The sequence below is a fragment of the Botrimarina hoheduenensis genome, from assembly GCF_007859815.1.
GTDB classification, from domain to species: domain Bacteria; phylum Planctomycetota; class Planctomycetia; order Pirellulales; family Lacipirellulaceae; genus Botrimarina; species Botrimarina hoheduenensis.
In genome coordinates, this window is sequence record NZ_SJPH01000005.1 from 95,626 (window position 1) to 114,819 (window position 19,194).

At 60.5% G+C, this 19,194-nt stretch carries 14 protein-coding genes; 7 read left to right on the top strand and 7 right to left on the bottom strand.

The window, feature by feature from the left end; genetic code table 11:
* Positions 1–70: 70 nt before the first annotated feature.
* Positions 71–1,837, top strand: a complete 1,767-nt coding sequence (locus Pla111_RS12420) for a sodium:solute symporter (RefSeq protein WP_146574846.1) — start codon at positions 71–73, stop codon at positions 1,835–1,837.
* 34 nt (positions 1,838–1,871) lie between these two features.
* Here Pla111_RS12420 and Pla111_RS12425 read toward each other — a convergent pair whose 3' ends face one another.
* From Pla111_RS12425 to Pla111_RS12450, 6 genes are all read right to left on the bottom strand, one after another.
* Positions 1,872–2,282, bottom strand: coding sequence for a response regulator (locus tag Pla111_RS12425; RefSeq protein WP_146574772.1), 411 nt, complete (start codon positions 2,280–2,282; stop codon positions 1,872–1,874).
* Positions 2,283–2,342: 60 nt separating this feature from the next.
* Complete coding sequence (locus Pla111_RS12430) at positions 2,343–3,524, bottom strand: response regulator (protein WP_146574773.1); 1,182 nt, start codon at positions 3,522–3,524, stop codon at positions 2,343–2,345.
* A 54-nt stretch (positions 3,525–3,578) separates the two neighbouring features.
* Positions 3,579–4,751 carry a response regulator gene (locus tag Pla111_RS12435; protein ID WP_146574774.1) on the bottom strand — a complete coding sequence of 391 codons (1,173 nt, stop codon included), beginning with the start codon at positions 4,749–4,751 and terminating at the stop codon, positions 3,579–3,581.
* A gap of 69 nt (positions 4,752–4,820) precedes the next feature.
* Positions 4,821–6,116, bottom strand: a complete 1,296-nt coding sequence (locus Pla111_RS12440) for a two-component system sensor histidine kinase NtrB (protein ID WP_146574775.1) — start codon at positions 6,114–6,116, stop codon at positions 4,821–4,823.
* A 63-nt stretch (positions 6,117–6,179) separates the two neighbouring features.
* The gene (locus tag Pla111_RS12445; protein ID WP_146574776.1) at positions 6,180–6,641 is read right to left on the bottom strand and encodes a response regulator; all 462 of its coding nucleotides are present in this window, start codon (positions 6,639–6,641) and stop codon (positions 6,180–6,182) included.
* Positions 6,642–7,064: 423 nt separating this feature from the next.
* Positions 7,065–9,350, bottom strand: coding sequence for a GH92 family glycosyl hydrolase (locus tag Pla111_RS12450; protein ID WP_146574777.1), 2,286 nt, complete (start codon positions 9,348–9,350; stop codon positions 7,065–7,067).
* A 449-nt stretch (positions 9,351–9,799) separates the two neighbouring features.
* Here Pla111_RS12450 and Pla111_RS12455 point away from each other — a divergent pair, with 449 nt between their 5' ends.
* The 6 genes from Pla111_RS12455 to Pla111_RS12480 all read left to right on the top strand — a co-directional run bounded on the left by Pla111_RS12455 (position 9,800) and on the right by Pla111_RS12480 (position 18,346).
* Positions 9,800–10,816, top strand: a complete 1,017-nt coding sequence (locus Pla111_RS12455) for a hypothetical protein (protein ID WP_197525001.1) — start codon at positions 9,800–9,802, stop codon at positions 10,814–10,816.
* A gap of 14 nt (positions 10,817–10,830) precedes the next feature.
* Positions 10,831–11,409: a D-lyxose/D-mannose family sugar isomerase gene (locus Pla111_RS12460; RefSeq protein WP_146574778.1), complete on the top strand. Its 579-nt coding sequence runs from the start codon at positions 10,831–10,833 to the stop codon at positions 11,407–11,409.
* A gap of 12 nt (positions 11,410–11,421) precedes the next feature.
* Positions 11,422–12,537: a PfkB family carbohydrate kinase gene (locus Pla111_RS12465; protein WP_146574779.1), complete on the top strand. Its 1,116-nt coding sequence runs from the start codon at positions 11,422–11,424 to the stop codon at positions 12,535–12,537.
* 114 nt (positions 12,538–12,651) lie between these two features.
* The gene (locus Pla111_RS12470; RefSeq protein WP_146574780.1) at positions 12,652–14,310 is read left to right on the top strand and encodes an FAD-dependent oxidoreductase; all 1,659 of its coding nucleotides are present in this window, start codon (positions 12,652–12,654) and stop codon (positions 14,308–14,310) included.
* 185 nt (positions 14,311–14,495) lie between these two features.
* A complete protein-coding gene (locus Pla111_RS12475; protein WP_146574781.1) occupies positions 14,496–15,902 on the top strand; it encodes a Gfo/Idh/MocA family protein in 1,407 nt (468 codons plus the stop codon).
* A gap of 143 nt (positions 15,903–16,045) precedes the next feature.
* The gene (locus tag Pla111_RS12480) at positions 16,046–18,346 is read left to right on the top strand and encodes a sigma-70 family RNA polymerase sigma factor (protein ID WP_146574782.1); all 2,301 of its coding nucleotides are present in this window, start codon (positions 16,046–16,048) and stop codon (positions 18,344–18,346) included.
* Here the strand turns inward: Pla111_RS12480 and Pla111_RS12485 are convergent.
* The gene (locus Pla111_RS12485; RefSeq protein ID WP_197525002.1) at positions 18,336–19,088 is read right to left on the bottom strand and encodes a GDSL-type esterase/lipase family protein; all 753 of its coding nucleotides are present in this window, start codon (positions 19,086–19,088) and stop codon (positions 18,336–18,338) included. The genes Pla111_RS12480 and Pla111_RS12485 overlap by 11 nt on opposite strands.
* Between the last annotated feature and the right edge of the window lie 106 nt (positions 19,089–19,194).

Genomic DNA, 19,194 nt, shown 5'->3' on the forward strand with positions numbered 1-19,194 from the left:
GACCTCAGACTCTTCGGTTCTTGCGGCGGTCTCTTTTCTTGCCTATTCCCTCGCAATCAAAGCTTGGCTGATGGAAACGCTCGACTGGTTGGTGGTTGCCAGTTACTTCACCCTGCTGGGTTTGCTCGCTTGGTGGGTGATTCGCCAGAGCCGCGACACGGCCGATGACTACTTTCTGGCGGGCCGGGGGCTGGGCTGGTGGATCGTTGGGGCATCGATCTTCGCCTCGAACATCGGGTCCGAGCACCTCGTTGGGCTTGCTGGTTCGGGTGCCACGGACGGTGTCATCTTTGCCCACTATGAGTTGCACGCATGGTGCCTGCTGGTGCTGGGCTGGGTGCTTGTGCCGTTCTATATGCGGTCCATGGTCTACACCATGCCCGAGTTTCTCGAGCGACGGTTCAGCGCAAGCTCGCGGTGGGTGCTCGCGGTGATCTCGCTAGTGGCTTACGTGCTCACGAAGATCGCCGTGGGAATCTTCGCCGGCGGCATCGTCTTCCGTACGCTGCTTCCTGACCTGCAATTCTCTATCGGCCAGACTGTCATCGATAGCTTTTGGATCGGCTCGGTGGTGGTGATCCTGCTAACCGGTGCCTACACGGTGCTCGGCGGATTCCGGGCTGTCGCCTACACCGAAGCCGTTCAGACCGTCGTGCTGATCGCCGGATCGGCCCTGGCAACTTGGTACGGTCTACAAGCTCTCGGTGGTTGGGAGGTGCTCCGCGCAACTTGTGGTTCCGAGATGTTTAATCTCTGGCAGCCGCTGATGCCCGAAGGGGTCGCCGCAACGTGGGAACCCATTCAAGAACCAACCCGCGCGGCTTGGTACTTTGATAACGGCGTGTACCCGTGGGTCGGAATGCTCTTCTGCGCCCCGATCATCGGGCTGTGGTACTGGTGCACCGATCAATACATCGTCCAGCGTGTCCTCGGAGCTGCCGGCGAGCGCGAGGCACGGCGCGGAAGCATCTTCGCGGCATTCCTGAAACTCTTGCCCGTGTTTATCTTCATCATCCCCGGCATGATCGCGTTCGCCCTGGCCAAGCAGGGACAGACCGCCGGACTCGAGCCGCTCCTGGGAGCCGATGGCGGCGTGGCCCGCGATCAGGCACAAGCAGCGTTCCCCCTGCTCGTAAAGAGCGTGCTACCAGCTGGCGTCCGCGGCGTGGTGGTTGCCGGCCTGCTCTCAGCACTGATGAGTTCGCTCGCCGGCGTGTTCAACGCTTGCAGCACGGTATTCACGATCGACCTGTACGGCAAACTCCGGCCGGGGGCGTCACAGTCGCAGATTGTTAGCGTCGGACGCATTGCGACCGCCGTTATGGTGTTGTTGGGGCTCGCTTGGGTGCCGGTCATCGCTAGCGCGGAAGGCTTGTACGGCTACCTGCAAAGCGTTCAGGCCTATCTGGCACCACCGATCTTTGTTGTCTTCTTTGGTGGTGTTTTCTTTAAGCGCGTTAACGCCAGCGGCTGCTTGGCAGCGCTATTGGTCGGCTTCGCTTTAGGACTCTGGAAGCTGGCTGTCGATACGCCCGTGTCGCTAGGTTTTGCGGGCTACGAAAGCGGGTACACGGCGGGCAGCCTGAACTACATCGTCAATAAGATGTACTTTCAGTACTTCAGCTTGGCGATCTTTCTCGTATCAACAGCCGTGCTGTTTTTCGCCAGCTACGCGACCGCACCGCCCGATGAAGCCCAGCTCGCGGGCCTTACTTACGGCTCGCTGAGCGAGAGCGACAAACAGGCCTCACGCGCCAGTTGGACAACTTTTGATCTTATCGCCTCGGGAATCATCCTCAGTCTGATCGCTGCAGCTTACGTCTACTTCAGCGGTTGAAGCCCAGCGAAATTCACCGCCAAGTACCTCCAAGCTAAACGCCTGCCATGTCGGATTTACCGGCGCGGGCTTCGGCGTACATGAGCAGTCCTTCACGGATCGCCCACGCCAGATCTTCGGCCCGGCAAGGCTTGCTGAAGAAGCGAAAGACACGACCGTGGTCGATCGCTCGGCTCTCGACCTCATCCGACGGATGCCCGGTCATTACGATCCTTGTGATCTCAGGGCAGTGGTCCGCGACCCAAGAGCAAAACTCCGTGCCACTCCGTCCGGGCATGCGTTCGTCGCACACAATAACTCCAACGGGATGTGATTTCACCACCGTAAGAGCCTCTTCGGCACTGCGTGCCGTGATCAGCCGAAAGTGCTCACCGTGCATAGCGCGGCACAGAGCGCGCAAGAGGTTAGGATCGTCATCGATCAGCAAGACATCAGGAACTGGCATCAGTACGTTCTCCTAAAGAGGGGGGGTAAATCGGCAACACTGCAAGCGGGCAATAATCGCTCACGGGCAGAGAGCAAGCCGCCGAGACTCGATCTCGTCGGCAAGATCAGAAGACACAACAACTCTCATGGGCAAGTGCAATTCGTGCGTTTCGGCATAGCTCTTTAGTCGACTGCGAAGCGACGCCGTTACATCATGCCCCTTGGCTACCAAAACCATACCGGTAGTTGTCTTAAGATCTTCGACAAGGTGCATGCCATCGATCAGTTCGTTGAGCTCGACGTCGATGATGCGTCGTGCGTCGTGCTTCGCGACAACTTTTCTTAAGGCGTTGATCGCGAGCGGATCGTAGCTTTTACTGTCCGTAGCCAAGCGATCAACCGCCTCCATCGCCCCACAACCTGCATTGGCCGTGAGATGATCGAATTCGAGCGCGATCGCGAGCAGGCTAGCGTTGCGGAGCATAACGGGATCGTCGCCAGTAGCAGGTAGCGCAGCGGTTGCCTGCAAGGCGACGACCCGGGCAATCTGATCGAGGCGCGGGGCTTCGGCAATCAACTCCGCTGCTGTCTCGTACTGTTTGCTAAGCAGTTCGCTCTCGGCAGCAGTTAGCGGCTGCCCTTGGGCAACTTTGGCGAGGGTCTGCTCGGTTAGCGCCACCGCTCCGAGCTGGGACAGCGCGGCGGCGATTTCCAATTCCCAAGCATTGTCGATCTCGGCCGCTTCGCCCAGTTCGCGGGCAAACGCTCGCAAGCGATTCGCACGCCCGAAGGCAATCGGACTGGTCAGCGATAGGACTCTGCTGAGCATCGCAACCACGCCGTGGACAGTTTGCGACATTAGATCGCGTTCAGCGCAGATTCGGCGGTATTCCTGGATACCCGCATCGATCGCTTCCTCCAGGTCATCTGCTTGGCAAGGCTTGCTCAAAAAGCGGAACACCCGCGCTCGATTGACCGCCTGCACCGCTGTCTGCTGATCGGCGTTGCCCGTGAGCATAATCCGAACGCTCTCGGGAGAGAGTTCGTGCATGCGCACGAGAAACTCCGCACCGTTTTCGCGGGGCATCGCCATATCAGAAACGATCACAGCAAACGGTCCCAGGAAGTTAACGGCTGTCACTCCCTCTTCGCTGCACAGCGCGGTCTCGACGTCGAAACGACGTCGCAGTCGTCGCTCATAGGCTTTGAGAACGTTAGGATCATCGTCGACCAGCAACACACGTTCAGGGGTCGTCGTCATGCGTAAGGTCTCCTCAGTTCGAAGTTCACTGTAAGTTGAAGCAAATTGAATCAGTCAAGTGCTTGTGAGCGCTTCTTGAGGTGCCCAAAAGGTGTGCTGATGGCTGAGTTGCAAGCTTCGCAGATAGGCTTCGTCTGCCTCTGCTTCACCGGCAGCCCACTCAGCGACATGCACCGCGGTAAGCGATGAGAAGGCGACCCCCGAGGCATTAAGTGGTGCATGATGCAGCGCTACGGCTTCCACCAAGGGAGCGGGAAGACCCCAGAGCTGAATCAGGTGCCCCCCAATTTCTGCATGACTCGCACCAAATTCGCTCTCTTCCAGCAAACTCAAATCATCGGAGCCCGTCATGGATTGCTGGCAAAGCGCTTCATACTCACTGGGGTAGGCTTGCGCAAGCACGAGGCGACCGACATCGTGCAGCAGCCCTGCCAGAAAGACATCACTAGCTTGATCTGCCGACATGCAAGCGTACTCGTCCGCGGCGATCTGCTTCGCTTTGACCGCTATCTGTGTCGAGTGAGCGGTCAAGCGTGCAAGCGAAATCCCACCAAGCTTGCAGCCCTCAAACTGTTTGAAGACACCCGTCGATAGCACAAGCGGACGGATCACGCCCAGTCCCAGCAAGGCCACGGCGTGCGGAACGTCGGACACACGGACCGGCAAACCAAAGAACGAAGAATTCACGAGCTTGAGGATCTTGGCAGACAGACCCAGATCACGGGCGATGATGCGACCAGCGGTTTCAGAAGAGCCGTTCGGGCTCGCCATTTCATCCACAAGTTCTAAATAAATCTCCGGAAGCGTTGGTAAGGTATCGACCGAGGCAACGATCGAACGAACCTTGGGTGAGCGAACTCTATCGTGGAGCAACATGGCAGAGCGAATCGCCGCGGTCAGCCGATCGGGATCGCATGGCTTTGCCAAGTACTGATGGGCCGGCCCCACCGCGCGCAGCGTGAGCTCTTGATCCGAATGCCCCGAGAGAACAATCCGTACCGTTTCGGGGTACAGGTCTCGCACCCGTGAAAGCAGCTCGGCTCCATCCATGCCAGGCATGCGCATGTCGGAGATCACCACTTGAGCAGATTGCAAGGCCAAAGATCGAAGCGCGTCAGCGCCGCTGGCGACAAAATCCATCTCCCACTCGGAGCGGTGAGAGCGCAGCATTCGCCTTAGGCCTGAAAGGACATTAGGCTCGTCATCGACGAATAGCAAACGTGGCATGGAGTAACTCTTTACTAAAGAATTCGCATCAAAACCAACAGACGCAGCTTGGACGCATGACAGTTCTTCTTATTCAACATCGAGTGGCAGACGGATGGTAAATCGTGTTCCTTGTCCCACCTTTGTATCGACATGGATGGTGCCGCCGTGTTTATCGACGATCACCGAACGAGCAATCGCGAGACCCTGACCGGTCCCGACCCCCACTTCTTTGGTGGTGAAAAAGGGGTCGAACACTTTCCCGACGATCTCGGGAGGGATTCCGCACCCATCATCCGCAATCGTCAGCACCGCGTAGTCATTCTCACGGCGTGTCGTTACGCTAATGACGCCTTTCTCTTCCGATGCTCCACGCAACTGCTTGATAGCGTGCGCACTATTGACGATTAGATTGAGCACAACCTGATTGAAATCACCGGGCAGACAAGGCGTCGGCGGAAGACTTGCATCAAAGTCGGTCTCGATCTTCGCAACGTACTTCCATTCGTTCGTCGCAACGGTAATGGTGTTGCGGATTGCTGCCGCCAAATCAATTCGCGTCTTGGTGGCTGTTCCCGGGTGAGAGAACTCCTTCATCGCGCGAACAATCGTGGTTACGCGCTCGATGCCTTCCAGAGACTGACCGATCGCCTCCCCCAGCTCTTCCTTTAGATACTCAAGGTCAGCTGCTTCCGAGGCTTGTTCTACCGACGCGAGCGCCTCAGAAGTATCAACTCCTGCACGCACCGCTGCGGCAAGCGATTCAAACGCGGCAAGCACTCCCATCAGGTCGCCAACCGCTTCCTGGACAAACCGGGTATTGTCTCCGACGTACTGCGTAGGCGTGTTGATCTCGTGGGCTATACCAGCGGATAGTTGCCCGATTGATTCAAGCTTTTGTGCGTGAGCCAGCTGCGACTGCAACTCTCTGCGTGCCGATATATCATGCACGAACACGTTAAACAGAAACGACGATCCATGTCGCATTGTCGCTACCGATACCTCTGCGGGCAGGTCGCTACCGTCACGCCGACGGGTGGTGATCTCCAGACGCTTTCCCTTCCGTGGATCGACCGCTAGTGCCCGCAGACCGCCAACCCCGCCTTCCGTTACGCCGTCCGGCAGGATTGTTTCTTCGAGGGATCGGCCTACGACTTCGCTCCGTGACCAACCGAAGAGACTCTCGGCGTTGGCATTCCACTCGATCAAGACTCCCGCCGCATCGACCGCCAAGAAAGCATCGTTCGAGGTATCAACCACGCCACGCCAATCGATCCCTGCAGGATCGCATAGCGGCACGGGATCCAATTCCTCAAGGCGTATCAACTCGGCATTGAGCTCGGCGAGCTCCGCTTCCAAAGCGTGATCGATAACTTGTGTTGTCATAGGGAACTAGCCAAACTGAATCGTAAAGCGTGAAAGTTATTCTGCCGGACGCAAGGAGCTTTCCTATTCGACTAAGAGTCTCTCGAAAGTCTTGCACAACAGCGGCCACGCAACCGGCTTATCCAGCACCGCGGCAACCCCTTGATGCTCCAACCGACTCCGCTCGGCTGGCGTCACATAACCACTTACCACGACGACAGGCACACCCGTGGTCATCCCGTTGGCCAGCAAGCACTCCAGCAGATCGCGTCCATCCCAGCGTGGCATGCGGAGGTCGGTGACGATGATGTCGGGTTTACGTGTCACGGCAAACCAATACCCCTGCATGCCGTCAGATGCGGGCCAAAGCTCAATTCCCTTGCGGTAGAGCCGCCTCGACAGGGCCGCTGTGATATTGGGATCGTCATCGACCCACAGGACCCGAGCCCGAACGGTTGGACGACGGCGGACGCGGCGGGGCTTGCCAACCGCGCTAGCAGCCAACGCCGTGCCGAGCGCCGAACGATTTTCTGTCAGTATCGCCATCAAGGATTAACCCTATTAGATGAGATTGATCACGTACCTTTTGTTGCCAACTCCTGGCAATTAGTGTGGCAACGACGCCTCCCCGGCCCAGACTTCGCCGCTGCGCAGCGTCGGGCATGTGTCACATCAGGCTTTCAACGTAGCCTTGAGAGCTGGCGATCACGGGGGATCGCAGCGGCCGACTCGGACGGGGCAAAAATATTCTTGAGCCAAGCCGCGATACTCTCTACTCGAAGAGTAGCTCAGAAAAGCCGGGGAGGGCGAGAATATGCCGAAGGGTTTCCACACCCTATAAACGGCACTTACCGATTACCCCGAAAATGCCCGCCCACATTGCTGACCAAAAGCAGCTGCTGCGTCCCTAGCGGCACCCCTGAGCGTTGCTGAAGTGTGCGACCGCTGCATTGCCGAGGGAGAAGGACGCTAGGGACCGTCGGCTAGTGGTTTATTTGTCAGCTGGAAATACAACGTGCCACCCTTCAGGAGTTCGGCGTGCTTCAGCACCCCGCCGGACAGTGGTTTGCCGTTGAGTGTCACCGCCATCACATAGTGGTTGGCATGGACACCGGGCGCTTCGATCCGCATTTGCTTGCCTGAGGGCAAATGGATCGTTACTTGCTCATAGGCAGGGATACCCAGCTCGTACTCCAACGAGCACGGATCGATCGGGTAAAAGCCCAACGCACTCAGCACAAACCAGGCCGACATCTGCCCACAGTCTTCGTTCCCGACGATTCCGTCCGGCGCGTCGGTGTAGAAGCGATCCCGAACTTCGCGAACTATCTCCTGCGTTCGCCGGGGTCTGCCAAGCCGATTGAAAAGATACGCGGCATGATGGCTCACCTCGTTGCCGTGAGCGTACTGACCGTAGAACCCGGTCACATCATCAATGTGGCTCTCCACCGTCAGGGGTTCGGAAAAGAAGCGGTCGAGACGGTCAGCCATGGCGTTCCGAGAGCCAAAGAGATCCGCCAACCCCTGAACATCGTGTGGCACGAACCAACTGTACTGCAGCGCGCTACCTTCCTTGTATTCAGAACCGTGCGCGATCGACTCGGCTTGAAAGGGCGTGATCCATGCCCCCTTAACGTCGCGTGGCCTCATCGCTTGAGTCTGCCGATCGAATAGCCGCCGATACGCCTGTGAACGGTCTTCGAGCCGGACCGCCGCTTCGAGATCCCCCACGCGGCGTGCGAGCTTCGCAGCACAGGCGTCGTCGTAAGCAACCTCAACGGTTTGCGAGACGCTCCAGGGGACGACTCCGCTCGGAAAGTATCCGTAACGCTCAAGGAGCGAGAACGGAGAAGCGTGATGATCCTGGAAAGAAGTTTCTGAGACCGCTTGCCACGCCGCCTGGGGATCCACTCCGTCAATCCCTTTGAGCACGGCCTCGGTTACAACCGGGATCGCATGGTTGGCAAGCATCGCGTGGGTTTCTTTCCCCCAAGCGGTCCACATCGGCAGATAGCCCTGACGGTCGTGATGCGCGAGCATGGTCCGAACTATCGCCCCCGACAACTCGGGGGCGAGGATCGTGTACAGCGGTTTAACAGCGCGGAACGTATCCCAGAGCGATAGCGTTGAGTAGTAACCTCCCGGCAAAACCGCGGGGCGATTATCGACGCCCAGGTAGGCTCCATCGACATCGGAGAGCAGGGTAGGGGCCAGGTGCAGATGATAAAGCGCCGTGTAGAAGATGCGTCGTGCACGCGCGTCCGCGCTGATCTCAATCTTGCTCAGCCGCTCGCGCCAAGCCGCTTCGGCTTCGCGCTTCACGCGATCAAAATCCCAATGATCGACCTCGGTGTGCAGGTTACGGCGCGCTCCCTCGACGGAAACGCTTGATAAGCCTGTTCGCACGAGCACGGGCTTGGCTTCCGACGGAGCGAAGCGCACGTAGCCGCGGACATCGGCCTTGGTAGCGCTGTACCCGCCTTTGCGGTGCCGCACGCCATCCACGACGCGGTCGAGAAGCGGGTCGTACATGCCGAACCCGACAATCGGTTCGGAAAATTCGATAACGAAGTAGACTTCTTGCAGGTCGGCCCAACCAGACGAAATACGGTATCCGCTTAGCGTGTGGTCATCTTCAACACGAAGATAAGCATCCAGCAGAGTTTCCGGCATGCCATACCGCCGCTGTCGATCGAATCCGTGATTCAGATCGATCACAAGATTTGCTTGTGCCCCGCGAGGATAGCCGAGCCGCAGCACACCGACGTGCGGTGCCGCGGTTGCCTCGACTCGGATATCGTCGTCTTCGAGCGTTACCGCGTAGTAGCCGGGAGAGGCGATCTCAGACTTGTGAGAAAATCGGTTGCGGTAACCTTTTTCGGGCGCGTCTTCGGCACCGGGCACAACGAGCACTTCACCAACCGTGGGGGCGAACAAAAGGTCGCCCATTTCTTCCACACCGGTGCCGCTGATATGCGTGTGGCTGAACCCGAGTATCGTGCGATCGTCGTAGTGGTAGCCGCCACAGGCATCCCATCCGGTGTCACGCGTGTCGGGACTTAGCTGCACCATGCCATGGGGTGTCGTGGCACCCGGAAAGCAGTGCCCGGAACCGCCCGTGCCGATCAGCGGATCCACCGATCGCACCGGATCTTGGCCGCACGCTAACGACGCAACGACACCGACGGTGGCGATCGCCACGCCCCTCCAAGAAGCGATGCCCCTGGGGCAACGGATGGTCGTGCGGAGTGTCATCAGACTTTATAACGTTCGCCAACCTGTTTGGTCACGACAGCGACAAGATTTCGCTTGATGCCCCGCATCAACAACCATTCTCTCTCGATTTCGCGCACATGCGCCTAACCCAAGGCAGTCGAGACATCCAATGTTTCTCTCTTCTCAAGCGAAAGCCGAACTCAAGCTCATGACCGGGCGAGGAGTTTACGGACTGACGGGGGATCGCTGATAATTCAATTCTCGTCCGCTGTTCAGGCCGGTCCACGAATCATAATTCGACGTTGCACGGCACCCGGTCAAGCCGCGTGTCGCGATACCGGCTTACTCTGCCGCCGCGCAGCCGCGTCGGATGCGACCCACGGCGATCGACCGACTGCGATCGACCGACTGCGATGTGACGACTGCGATGTGACGACTGCGAATAAGTAAGGCCGGGGGGCATCTTCCCCGCAAGAAGGGAGACGGCGTTGCCGAAAGTTCTCGATCAAAAGCTGGCGGAGATCCACGCGGACCCCAGTGGATCCAAGGCGTTCCTGCTCGCAGACGCCAAAGATGCGGACATGGCCTTTGGCATGGCTGCTCCCGGCACGAGGAGCAATGGCAGTAGCAAAACCCTCGCCGACTACCGCAACGCGATCCGCGCCGTCGTTCGACAAGGCCTCGTCGACCTGGTTCTGATGAGCGCTTCAAGCGTCGAGCAAATCGTGATCAAGGAAGGCCTGTTCCGTGACTCACCGGTGACCCCCGCCGGTCGCGCAAACGACACCACCGATATCTGGATCATTCGTGGCAGCCACTACGCGGCGACGCCGTCGCGGCCGTTTCGGTCCGCGACACTCGATCACCTCAAGCACGGGCAGTTGGTCGATGATCCCGCCGCACCGGGGCCGGGGGTTGATCTGGGGCTCTACAGCTTGACCTTCTCGGGCGATACCGAAGCTGACCTCCGCACGCTCGAAGCGTTTGCCGCTTTCCGTCTCGAGGCCGAGCAAAAAGGCTTTCGCTACTTTCTTGAGGTCTTCAACCCGAACGTTGCGGGCAGCGTTCCGGACAGCGAGTTCGGCGGATTCTTGAATGACCATATCGCCCGTTCTTTGGCCGGCGTGACAAGCGTGGGACGTCCGCTATTTTTGAAGATCCCCTACAACGGTCCGGCAGCGCTCGAAGAACTCGTGGCCTACGACCCCCACTTGGTGGTCGGGGTGCTGGGCGGATCGGCAGGAACCAGCCGCGATGCTTTTCAACTCATCGCCGAAGCGCGACGTTACGGCGCACGGATCGCGCTGCTCGGGCGCAAGATCAATGCGGCCGAAGATCAACTCGCGTTTATCGAGCATCTGCGTAGCGTCGCCGATGGCAACGCCTCGCCGTCGGAGGCGGTGCGCTCCTACCATGGCCACCTTCAGACCGCGGGGGTGGCTCCGCACCGAAGTTTGGAAGACGATCTCATGATTACCAACACCGCGCTTAGTTATTCGGCGTAACCCGCCCGACTCGTATGAAACGCTCGCAGATCAATCAAGCCGTTCGCGATGCGACGGTGTGTTTCATCCGTCACGGATGGACCCTGCCCCCCAACCCACGGTGGGACGTCACCGACTTCGGTCGCGATGATTTTCGCGCCTGTGGTCTGGTGCTGGTGAACCTTGCCGAAGAGCCCGAGTACTGCGAGAAGCTGATGTTCGCGTATCCCCATCAGATCACGCCCGCCCACACGCACCGACTCAAGAAAGAAGACATCATCTGCCGCCACGGCGTTTTAGAAGTGCGTCTCTGGCCGGCGTCGCCCGAAAAGTGCTCTGCGTCGGATCCGCCAAGCCGGGTGCGCGTTGATGGGCAAGAGACTAGTATCGACGCGGGCTCGGTCTTGGTGCTCCAGGCGGGCAGCCGGGTGACGCTCGAGCCGGGGGTATTCCATTCGTTCTGGGCTGCCGCCGAAGACACGATCATTGGCGAGGTTTCGACCGCCAACGATGACCTGACGGACAATCTGTTTGCGGAACCGGTCAGCCGCTTCACGCAGGTGGAAGAGGACGAGCCCGCGCTCGTTCGGCTCGTCTCGGACCCTGTCCTCTAAGCGAGCCAAGCAATGGACAGAGAACAGCTCGCGCGCAAGATCGAATCACGAGCCGATGAGCTCTCGCAGCAGCGCGTGGTGACAGGGTTTGACGGCTTTGTCGATGAGATGCTCTCGGTCGTACAGACGCGACATGGCGAAGCCAACTACGAACGGGTCGCAACGATCGAGCACTTTGGGTCGCTGATTTCTGCCGCAGCGGGTCACAGCAGCCTCCGCGAGGCGGTGGTCACCTCCGTCGAGCCGGGCGGCTGTGCCGTTAATATGGGCGACGGTCTCACGGCGCTGGGCATCGGGGTTGAGACCTTCGCAACACTCGGAGATCCGATTCATGCGGCGTTTGCCAAGTACGGACAACAGGCTCGGCTGCACTCGTGGGGCGATTCGCCAGGCCGAACGCTCGCCTTCGAGTTTGACGATGGCAAGCTGATGTTCAGCCACGTCAGCCAACTCGCCAGTTTCACCGCTCAGGAAGTGGGGCGGCGGCTAGGCGAAGGGGAGTACCAGCGTGCTTGCCAAGCGGCGTCGCTGATCGCTCTCACCGACTGGACCCTCTATCCGCACATGACCCAAGTCTGGCGACTGCTTGCGGTCGAGGTGTTTGCCAAGCTCACGCAGCGCAAGGCGCTGCTGATCGATCTGGTCGACCCCAGCAGCCGCAGCGAGGCGGATGTACGAGATATGCTCGCGGTGCTGCCGGAGCTGAACGCGCAGCTACGCGTGACACTCGGTCTGAATCAGAACGAAGCCAACGTGCTGTCACGACTGGTTGGGATCGCAACCGTCGCCCCTGCCGACCCGCTAGCCAGCGCTGCGCAAGCGGCCGCTCTTCGGCTGGCGGTAGGGGTCGAAGAAGTCGTGCTTCACGCCTCGCGTTTCGCGGTGGCAGCAGATTCTTCTGGCACCACGGCCCTCAACGGCCCCTACACCTCGACGCCGATCAAGAGCACCGGAGCCGGCGACCGCTTCAACGCGGGCTACGCCGCGGGGCTGCTGCTGGAGCTTGGCCCGGCAGAACGCTTAGCGTTTGGCGTGGCGGCTTCGGGAGTCTTCGTCCGGACGGGGCAGAGCGCCGAGCTTCGCCAAGTGACCGCGCTCTTGCGTAACTTTGAGTCGTGGAGCCCCTGAATGGCTCACTCCCTCGCGGCTGCCTGGCAGACCCGCAATTAGCCAACCGACAGTGCACCGAGTCGGCTTAAGCGAAGCTACCCGAACCTACACTACTTCTCCCAGATTAACGCCATGGTCCGAATCCTCACCGCGTGGTTGCTCATCGTCGCGGCTCTCCCGATCACGTACTCCAACGAGATCGCTCCGAGCACTTCCTTCGATGTGGTTGTTTACGGAGGCACATCGGCTGGGGTCGTCGCTGCGGTGCAAGCGGCCCGACTTGGGCGGTCAGTCGTGATCGTGGCACCCGAGCGAAAGCTCGGAGGACTCTCCGCCTCGGGACTCGGGTGGACCGATACGGGCGATAAATCGGTCATCGGCGGCCTTTCGCGTGAGTTCTACCACCGCGTCTGGAAGCACTATCAGAAGCCCACCGCGTGGAAGTGGCAGCGGCGCGAAGAGTTCGGCAATCGGGGCCAGGGCACCGAAGCCATCGACACTCAAGGCCGAACCCAGTGGATCTTCGAGCCGCACGTCGCCGAAGAGGTCTTTGAAGAGATGCTCGCCGAGGCCGACGTCCGCGTCGAGCGCGAGGAATGGCTCGACCGCGCTGCAGGGGTCGAGCTTGCTGGAAAGAAGATCGCTTCAATCCGCACGCTATCGGGCAAGACTTTCGCCGGCAAGATTTTTATCGACGCCACCTACGAGGGCGATCTGATGGCGGCAGCGGGTGTCGATTATCACGTCGGACGCGAGGCGCGTGAGGTTTACGGCGAGGAATGGAACGGCGTGCAGGTAGGCGTTCTGCACCACAAGCATTACTTCGAGAAACCGGTCGATCCGTACGTGGTTGCCGGTGACCCCTCCAGCGGACTGCTGCCACGCATCAGCGCCACCCCTCCTGGTTCTCGGCACGAGGGCGACCAGCGGGTTCAGGCTTACTGCTTCCGCATGTGCCTTTCAAATCACCCCGATAACCGGCTGCCGTTTCCGCGTCCAGAGAGTTACGACCCGGCTCAGTACGAGCTGCTGCTGCGCATTTTTGCCACCGGTTGGCGCGACGTTTTCTGGAAGTTTGATCGTGTCCCTAACCGAAAAACCGACACCAACAATCACGGCCCGTTCAGCACCGACAACATCGGCTTCAACTACGACTACCCCGAAGCCAGCTACGAGCGCCGCCGGGAGATCATCCAAGAGCACATCGACTACCAGCAGGGGCTCATGTACTTCATGGCCAACGACCCGCGTGTGCCCGAAGAGATCCGCACTAAGCTTGCCAGTTGGGGACTCGCCGCCGATGAGTTCCAAGAGACAAACGGCTGGCCCCATCAGATCTACGTGCGTGAGGCACGACGCATGATCGGCGAGTATGTCGCCACCGAGGCTGACTGCCTCTCGCAGCGCACCACCGATGTCCCGATTGGCATGGGATCGTATGTGATGGACTCGCACAACGTCCAGCGTTATGTAACGCCCGAAGGAACCGTCCAAAACGAAGGCGATATCGGCGTGCACCCGCCCCAACCCTACAAGATCGCCTACGGCAGCCTCACTCCTCGTAAGGGGCAGGCGAGCAACTTGTTGGTGCCGGTGTGCCTGTCGTCCTCGCATATCGCCTACGGATCGATCCGCATGGAGCCCGTCTTCATGATCCTAGCGCACTCCGCCGCCACGGCGGCGGATCTGGCCCTCGACTCGGGCTGTGCCGTCCAAGAGATCGACTACCACGAGCTACGCGATCGGCTACTCTCTGAAGGACAGATTCTTGACCTCCCCCACGAGCCGTGACCTTTCGCTCTAAGTTTGCAAGAATTGAAACACAACCATGATTAAGTTAAGAACCTCTCGCGGCGGTGCCGCGGCTTAAGCCGCGATCCACTGGCGAGCGCACTTTTCCGACTATCGGCCCGCAGGGCCGCACAAGCACCCCCTCATCAGCCCGACTTCTTCCCCCTCAACCGCGACTTATCTCCATGAGCACCAACCGGCGAGAGTTTCTTCAGTTTTCGGCAGCCTCGTTTTGGGTCGGATCGTCGGTCGTCGGCGCGCCGTCTCTCGCCAGGGCAGCGGCACGGTCCGCGAACGAGCGGCCGGTTTTTGGATTCATCGGTTCCGGAATCCAGTTCCAAACGCTGATCAGGTCGGGGTGCGTGTTCGGGCCCTGTGCCGCGGTATGCGACGTCGATGCGGTGCAACGCGGGCGCGGCGTCGAAACCGCCCGGATTGAACACTACGCGCGCGACTACCCCATTACGATCTACAACTATGAAGACCACCGCGCGGTGCTCGACCGAGACGACATTGATGCCGTGGTCATTGCGACGCCCGATCACTGGCACGCCAAGATTGCTACCGAAGCGATGGACGCCGGCAAAGACATTTATTGCGAGAAGCCGCTCACGCTCACCATCGACGAGGGGCGCCGCCTTGCCGACCACGTGGCGAAGACCGGCCGAGTCTTGCAAGTCGGCACGATGCAGCGCACCGAGTTTGGCCGCTCCTTCGCCACGGCCGCGGCGATGGTCCGCGACGGACGCATCGGCACGCTAAAGCGGGTGACGTGCGCCATCGGCGGATCGCCCCAGCCGTTCCCGATCCCCCCAGCTCCAACGCCCAAGCACCTCAATTGGGATCGCTGGTTAGGACCGGCACCGTGGACCGAGTACCTCGCCACACCCCAGATCCTCAAAGATCGCGGCTACGAGTCGGGTCACCCGGGAAGCCGCACGCACGCTTTCTTCCGCTGGTGGTACGAGTACTCGGGAGGCAAGCTCACCGACTGGGGCGCTCATCACGTGGATTGTGCGATGTGGGCCCTCGACCGCGGGCATGCTGATATCGGCCAGTACACGCTCGATCCATTGCGCGTCGAGCACCCCAACCCCATGGACAAGGACGGCATGCCGGTCCATACGGATCGCTACAACACTGCCACCCAATTCCACACGCGTGTGGAATTGGAAGATGGGCTAGTAATCGACATTGTTGATAGCGCCGTGGAGACGCTCGGCTTTGATAATGGCATTATGTTCGAAGGAGAGAACGGCAAGTTTTTTGTGAATCGGGGCAAGCTGACCGGTAAGCCGGTCGAAGACCTCCAGACCAATCCGCTTGCCGCAGACGCCCTGGATCGGCTCTACGGCCGGACGAACGTCGCGCCGACGCACATGGGGGACTTTGTCGATTGCCTGAAGACTCGCCAGACGCCGGTCTCCGACGCCGAGTCGCACCATCGCAACCTCACCGTCTGCCACGCCGCCAACGTCGCGTTGCGGCTGGGGCGCAAGCTGACCTTCGACCCCGCGACCGAGCGCTTTGTCGGCGACGATCAGGCGAATCGGTTCTTAGCCCGTACACCGCGCAAGGGTTACGAGTGGTAAGCCTTGCAGGCGTCTAAAAATTCGTGCTCTGCGAAATTTTTTGCGGTTCGCAGGTCCGTTCGGGCACACTTAGGGGGGGTAGAGCGCGTGACCCGCCACAGGGTCACGCCCCCCCCAGAGACCTGTTGGCCACTCCGCTTGGCATGCCTTCGTTTCCCGCATCAACGCCCGCTGAGCCGCGGCTACCGGCACGGTCCGCAGAACGCGGTGCAGCGCCCGTGGCCGTTCTGCCCACGGCCGTTCTGCCCGCGATCGTTGCGACCGATGGCGAGCTGTTAGCCGAACTCCGCCGCGATCCCCTAGACGAGACCGCCTTCGGTCGGCTCGTCGAGCGTCATGGAGCGATGGTCTGGCGAGTTTGCGAGCACCTGCTGGGCAACCGTCACGACGCGGAAGACGCCTTTCAGGCCACGTGGTTGGTCTTCGCTCGCCGCGGAGCGTCCGTCCGCACTAGTGATTCGGCCGCCGGCTGGTTGTATCGGGTTGCGTATCGCACGGCGCTGGTCGCCAAGCGACGGGCCCGCCGGCGAAAAGAAACGCCGCTCGAAGCGGACCCCGCTCTTGCCGCAGAAGAGGCGTTCCCGGACCTGCTGAGACGGCAGACCGTCTCCACGCTGATGCAGGAACTCGACAAGCTGCCGGCGAAGCATCAAACGCCGTTGGTGCTTCGCTATCTGCAGGGCAAGTCGCGTCGCGAGATCGCCGACCTTACCGACACCACGATCGCGACCGTTCAAGGCCGGCTAGCACGGGGCAAGCAGTTGCTGCGGCAGCGTTTGGTGCGGAGGGGCGTCTCGCTATCAACCGCCATGGCGATCGCGGGCCTCACGCCGCGCGACGCTGTAGCGGTCCCTCACGCGCTGACCGCACAAGCCACGGGCGACGCCGCCGGCCTGCTGACAGGCAGCACCTTAACGGCTTCGACTACGACCCTCTCTCTCTACCGTGAAGGAGTCTCGGCGATGCTAGTCTCTCAAGCCGTCAAACCAATGCTGATTGCCGGTGCCGGTTGTCTGCTCGCGCTGTTCGTGGGCTTCGAACTCGCCGGGGTTGGTCAAGCGCAGGATCGCGCCGAGCCGGCGTTTACGCTGGACGCCACCAGCGTGAGCGATTCGGAAGCGCCGAGCGCTGCGCCGGTCCAGATCGCGGCGGCGCCGCTTTCCCCTGCGCGTCGCCGAGCCGCTGCCAACGAGTTGGCTGCCGACAGGCTGCCTACTCCATTAGCCCCGTTGGCTGCCGACACGCCGCCCACTCCGTTCGCCCAGGCACGACTCGCCTTCGGTGACGATTTAGACGTCGCGATCTGGGGAGGAGCCTCCGAACATGCCTACGCGGGGGGCGGGGGGATCGATGCGCAAGGCAACTTAGAGCTCGGTGCCCCGTACGGTCGGGTGCCCAATGTCGGAGGCCAGACCTTAGCGGAAGCCCAGAAGGTCGTCGCCGACCATGTGCGCCGCGTCACGCACGATCCAGCGCTCCGGGTGCGCGTGCTCCACGAGCGTTTCGGTGTCGCGGGCGGCGAGCCCGGAGAAGCGAGTGAGCCCCCAACGCCGCCAGAGTCCGTCGCGGCAACCGCGGCTGAAACGCAAACGGACTTGGACCTCGAAATCGAGCGCAATCTGCAAGAGGCCGAGAAACAATTGAAACGGATGCGTGAGCTCGCTAAGCAGGTCATTCGTATCGAAAGCATCGAGTTAACACGGAAGGCCGAAGCAAACCAGTTACCGCCCGAGCACTTTGGAAAAGGATTGGGTGGGTTTGGGGGAGGTGGTGGTGTGTGGGTCTTCGCAGGGGCTCGTCTCTACAGCCCCTTGTCTGCGGTCGTCTTTAATCAGCACATAGCGGCGGCTACGTTAGCCAATTCCGCGATCAATAGGTCTACAGAGGCCTTAAAAAGTTGGGCCAGCACTCAGCTAACGGGGATCGCCGAAGGACCGGAAGCACTACAAGAGCAACACATTGCCGAGATCGAGCAGCGGTATAAGGCTCTGCACGAGCGAATAGCGGACTGCCAATCTCGCATCGACCAAGCGAGAGCTGATCTGAGCAAAGCCGTTGAGAAAAAGCGGTCGTCTGCCTACGCAATCCAAAGCAAAGCCTTCTCTGAAAAGGCCCTAAACCAAGCGGATAGGAACCTCTTACGCCGGAACGCTAGCCCGCCGTTTCCCTACCGCGAAGGGATGTCGGGATCCGAGATCTTAAGGCTCCAGCAGCAGATCAACCGCGTGGGGACTTCGCTGTGGACTGACGATTTTCAACCGATTGAAGAAGACAGCGATTTCGGGCCGCTGACCCGGCAAGCGGTCGAGCGGCTGGAAAAGCACTTTGGTCTGCCCGTTACGGGCGCGGTCGATGTTCAGCTCCACGAGCGGCTCAGCGAAGCCGACGGGGCCGATGTCCGCTGGTCTCCGACTGATTCCCCGTACGAGGACCTCACTCGCTGAGGTAGCGCTTGATGATCGGCGTGATCGCGTCGGCCCAGCGGCGGTAGCCTTCCGCGTTCGGGTGCAGCAGGTCGGGCATCACGCTCTTGGGCAGCACACCGTTATCGTCCAGGAAGATGTCTCGCAGGTTCAGATACTCCACGTGCTCGCGGGCTTCGAGCTTGGCGATCCGCTCGTTCACCTCGTCGTTCATGAGCCGCTTCTCGTCGTCGGGCGTCTCGCCACGCGGGAAGACCGCCAGCAGCAGGATGTCGCTCTTGGGCGAAAGCTCTTGCAGGCGATCGACAATCGCGGTGACCCCCTCGGCGGTTTCCGCGGCCGTTCCCATACCGTGCCCCGTGTTGTTCGTGCCGATCATGATCACGTACAGGGCAGGGGAGAGGCCGGCAACTTCGTTGTTCTCTTCGCCGGCGTCACCAAGGCCAAGCCGCCACAGCACATGCTCGGTACGGTCGCCGCTGAAGCCCAGGTTGAGCGTCGTGTACGGCGCGAAACGCTCTTGCCACAGCTGTTTGCCGGCGTTCTCCCAGCCGTGAGTGATCGAGTCGCCGATAAACACCAGCCGGACCGCCTGGTCTTGCTCGGCAAAGGCCTGCTTCTGCTCGAGGCGGCTCTGGTGGCGATCCTGCCACCACTTGTCGGGGCGCGGCTGGGCCTGCATTGCGACGGGCATCGTCGCGACCGACTGGGCGTCCGCGACGCGCTCCGTCGGGCTGCTGAGCAACAAGGAAAGGCTACCCATCACAAGAAAGAGACGTAGAGGGCTCATTATTGGGGCTCGGCGACGCGATCGGGAGAATTCATCGGGAAAAGTTCGTTGGCAAACCTGTCCACACTCCAGGTCAGAA

Coding starts and splice junctions, on each gene's coding strand:
- Pla111_RS12450 (WP_146574777.1), bottom strand. CDS start 9,350: ATGACACTCCGCACGACCATCCGTTGCCCCAGGGGCATCGCTTCTTGG.
- Pla111_RS12440 (WP_146574775.1), bottom strand. CDS start 6,116: ATGACAACACAAGTTATCGATCACGCTTTGGAAGCGGAGCTCGCCGAG.
- Pla111_RS12480 (WP_146574782.1), top strand. CDS start 16,046: ATGCCTTCGTTTCCCGCATCAACGCCCGCTGAGCCGCGGCTACCGGCA.
- Pla111_RS12435 (WP_146574774.1), bottom strand. CDS start 4,751: ATGCCACGTTTGCTATTCGTCGATGACGAGCCTAATGTCCTTTCAGGC.
- Pla111_RS12425 (WP_146574772.1), bottom strand. CDS start 2,282: ATGCCAGTTCCTGATGTCTTGCTGATCGATGACGATCCTAACCTCTTG.
- Pla111_RS12445 (WP_146574776.1), bottom strand. CDS start 6,641: ATGGCGATACTGACAGAAAATCGTTCGGCGCTCGGCACGGCGTTGGCT.
- Pla111_RS12430 (WP_146574773.1), bottom strand. CDS start 3,524: ATGACGACGACCCCTGAACGTGTGTTGCTGGTCGACGATGATCCTAAC.
- Pla111_RS12485 (WP_197525002.1), bottom strand. CDS start 19,088: ATGGGTAGCCTTTCCTTGTTGCTCAGCAGCCCGACGGAGCGCGTCGCG.
- Pla111_RS12475 (WP_146574781.1), top strand. CDS start 14,496: ATGAGCACCAACCGGCGAGAGTTTCTTCAGTTTTCGGCAGCCTCGTTT.
- Pla111_RS12460 (WP_146574778.1), top strand. CDS start 10,831: ATGAAACGCTCGCAGATCAATCAAGCCGTTCGCGATGCGACGGTGTGT.
- Pla111_RS12465 (WP_146574779.1), top strand. CDS start 11,422: ATGGACAGAGAACAGCTCGCGCGCAAGATCGAATCACGAGCCGATGAG.
- Pla111_RS12420 (WP_146574846.1), top strand. CDS start 71: ATGGAAACGCTCGACTGGTTGGTGGTTGCCAGTTACTTCACCCTGCTG.
- Pla111_RS12470 (WP_146574780.1), top strand. CDS start 12,652: ATGGTCCGAATCCTCACCGCGTGGTTGCTCATCGTCGCGGCTCTCCCG.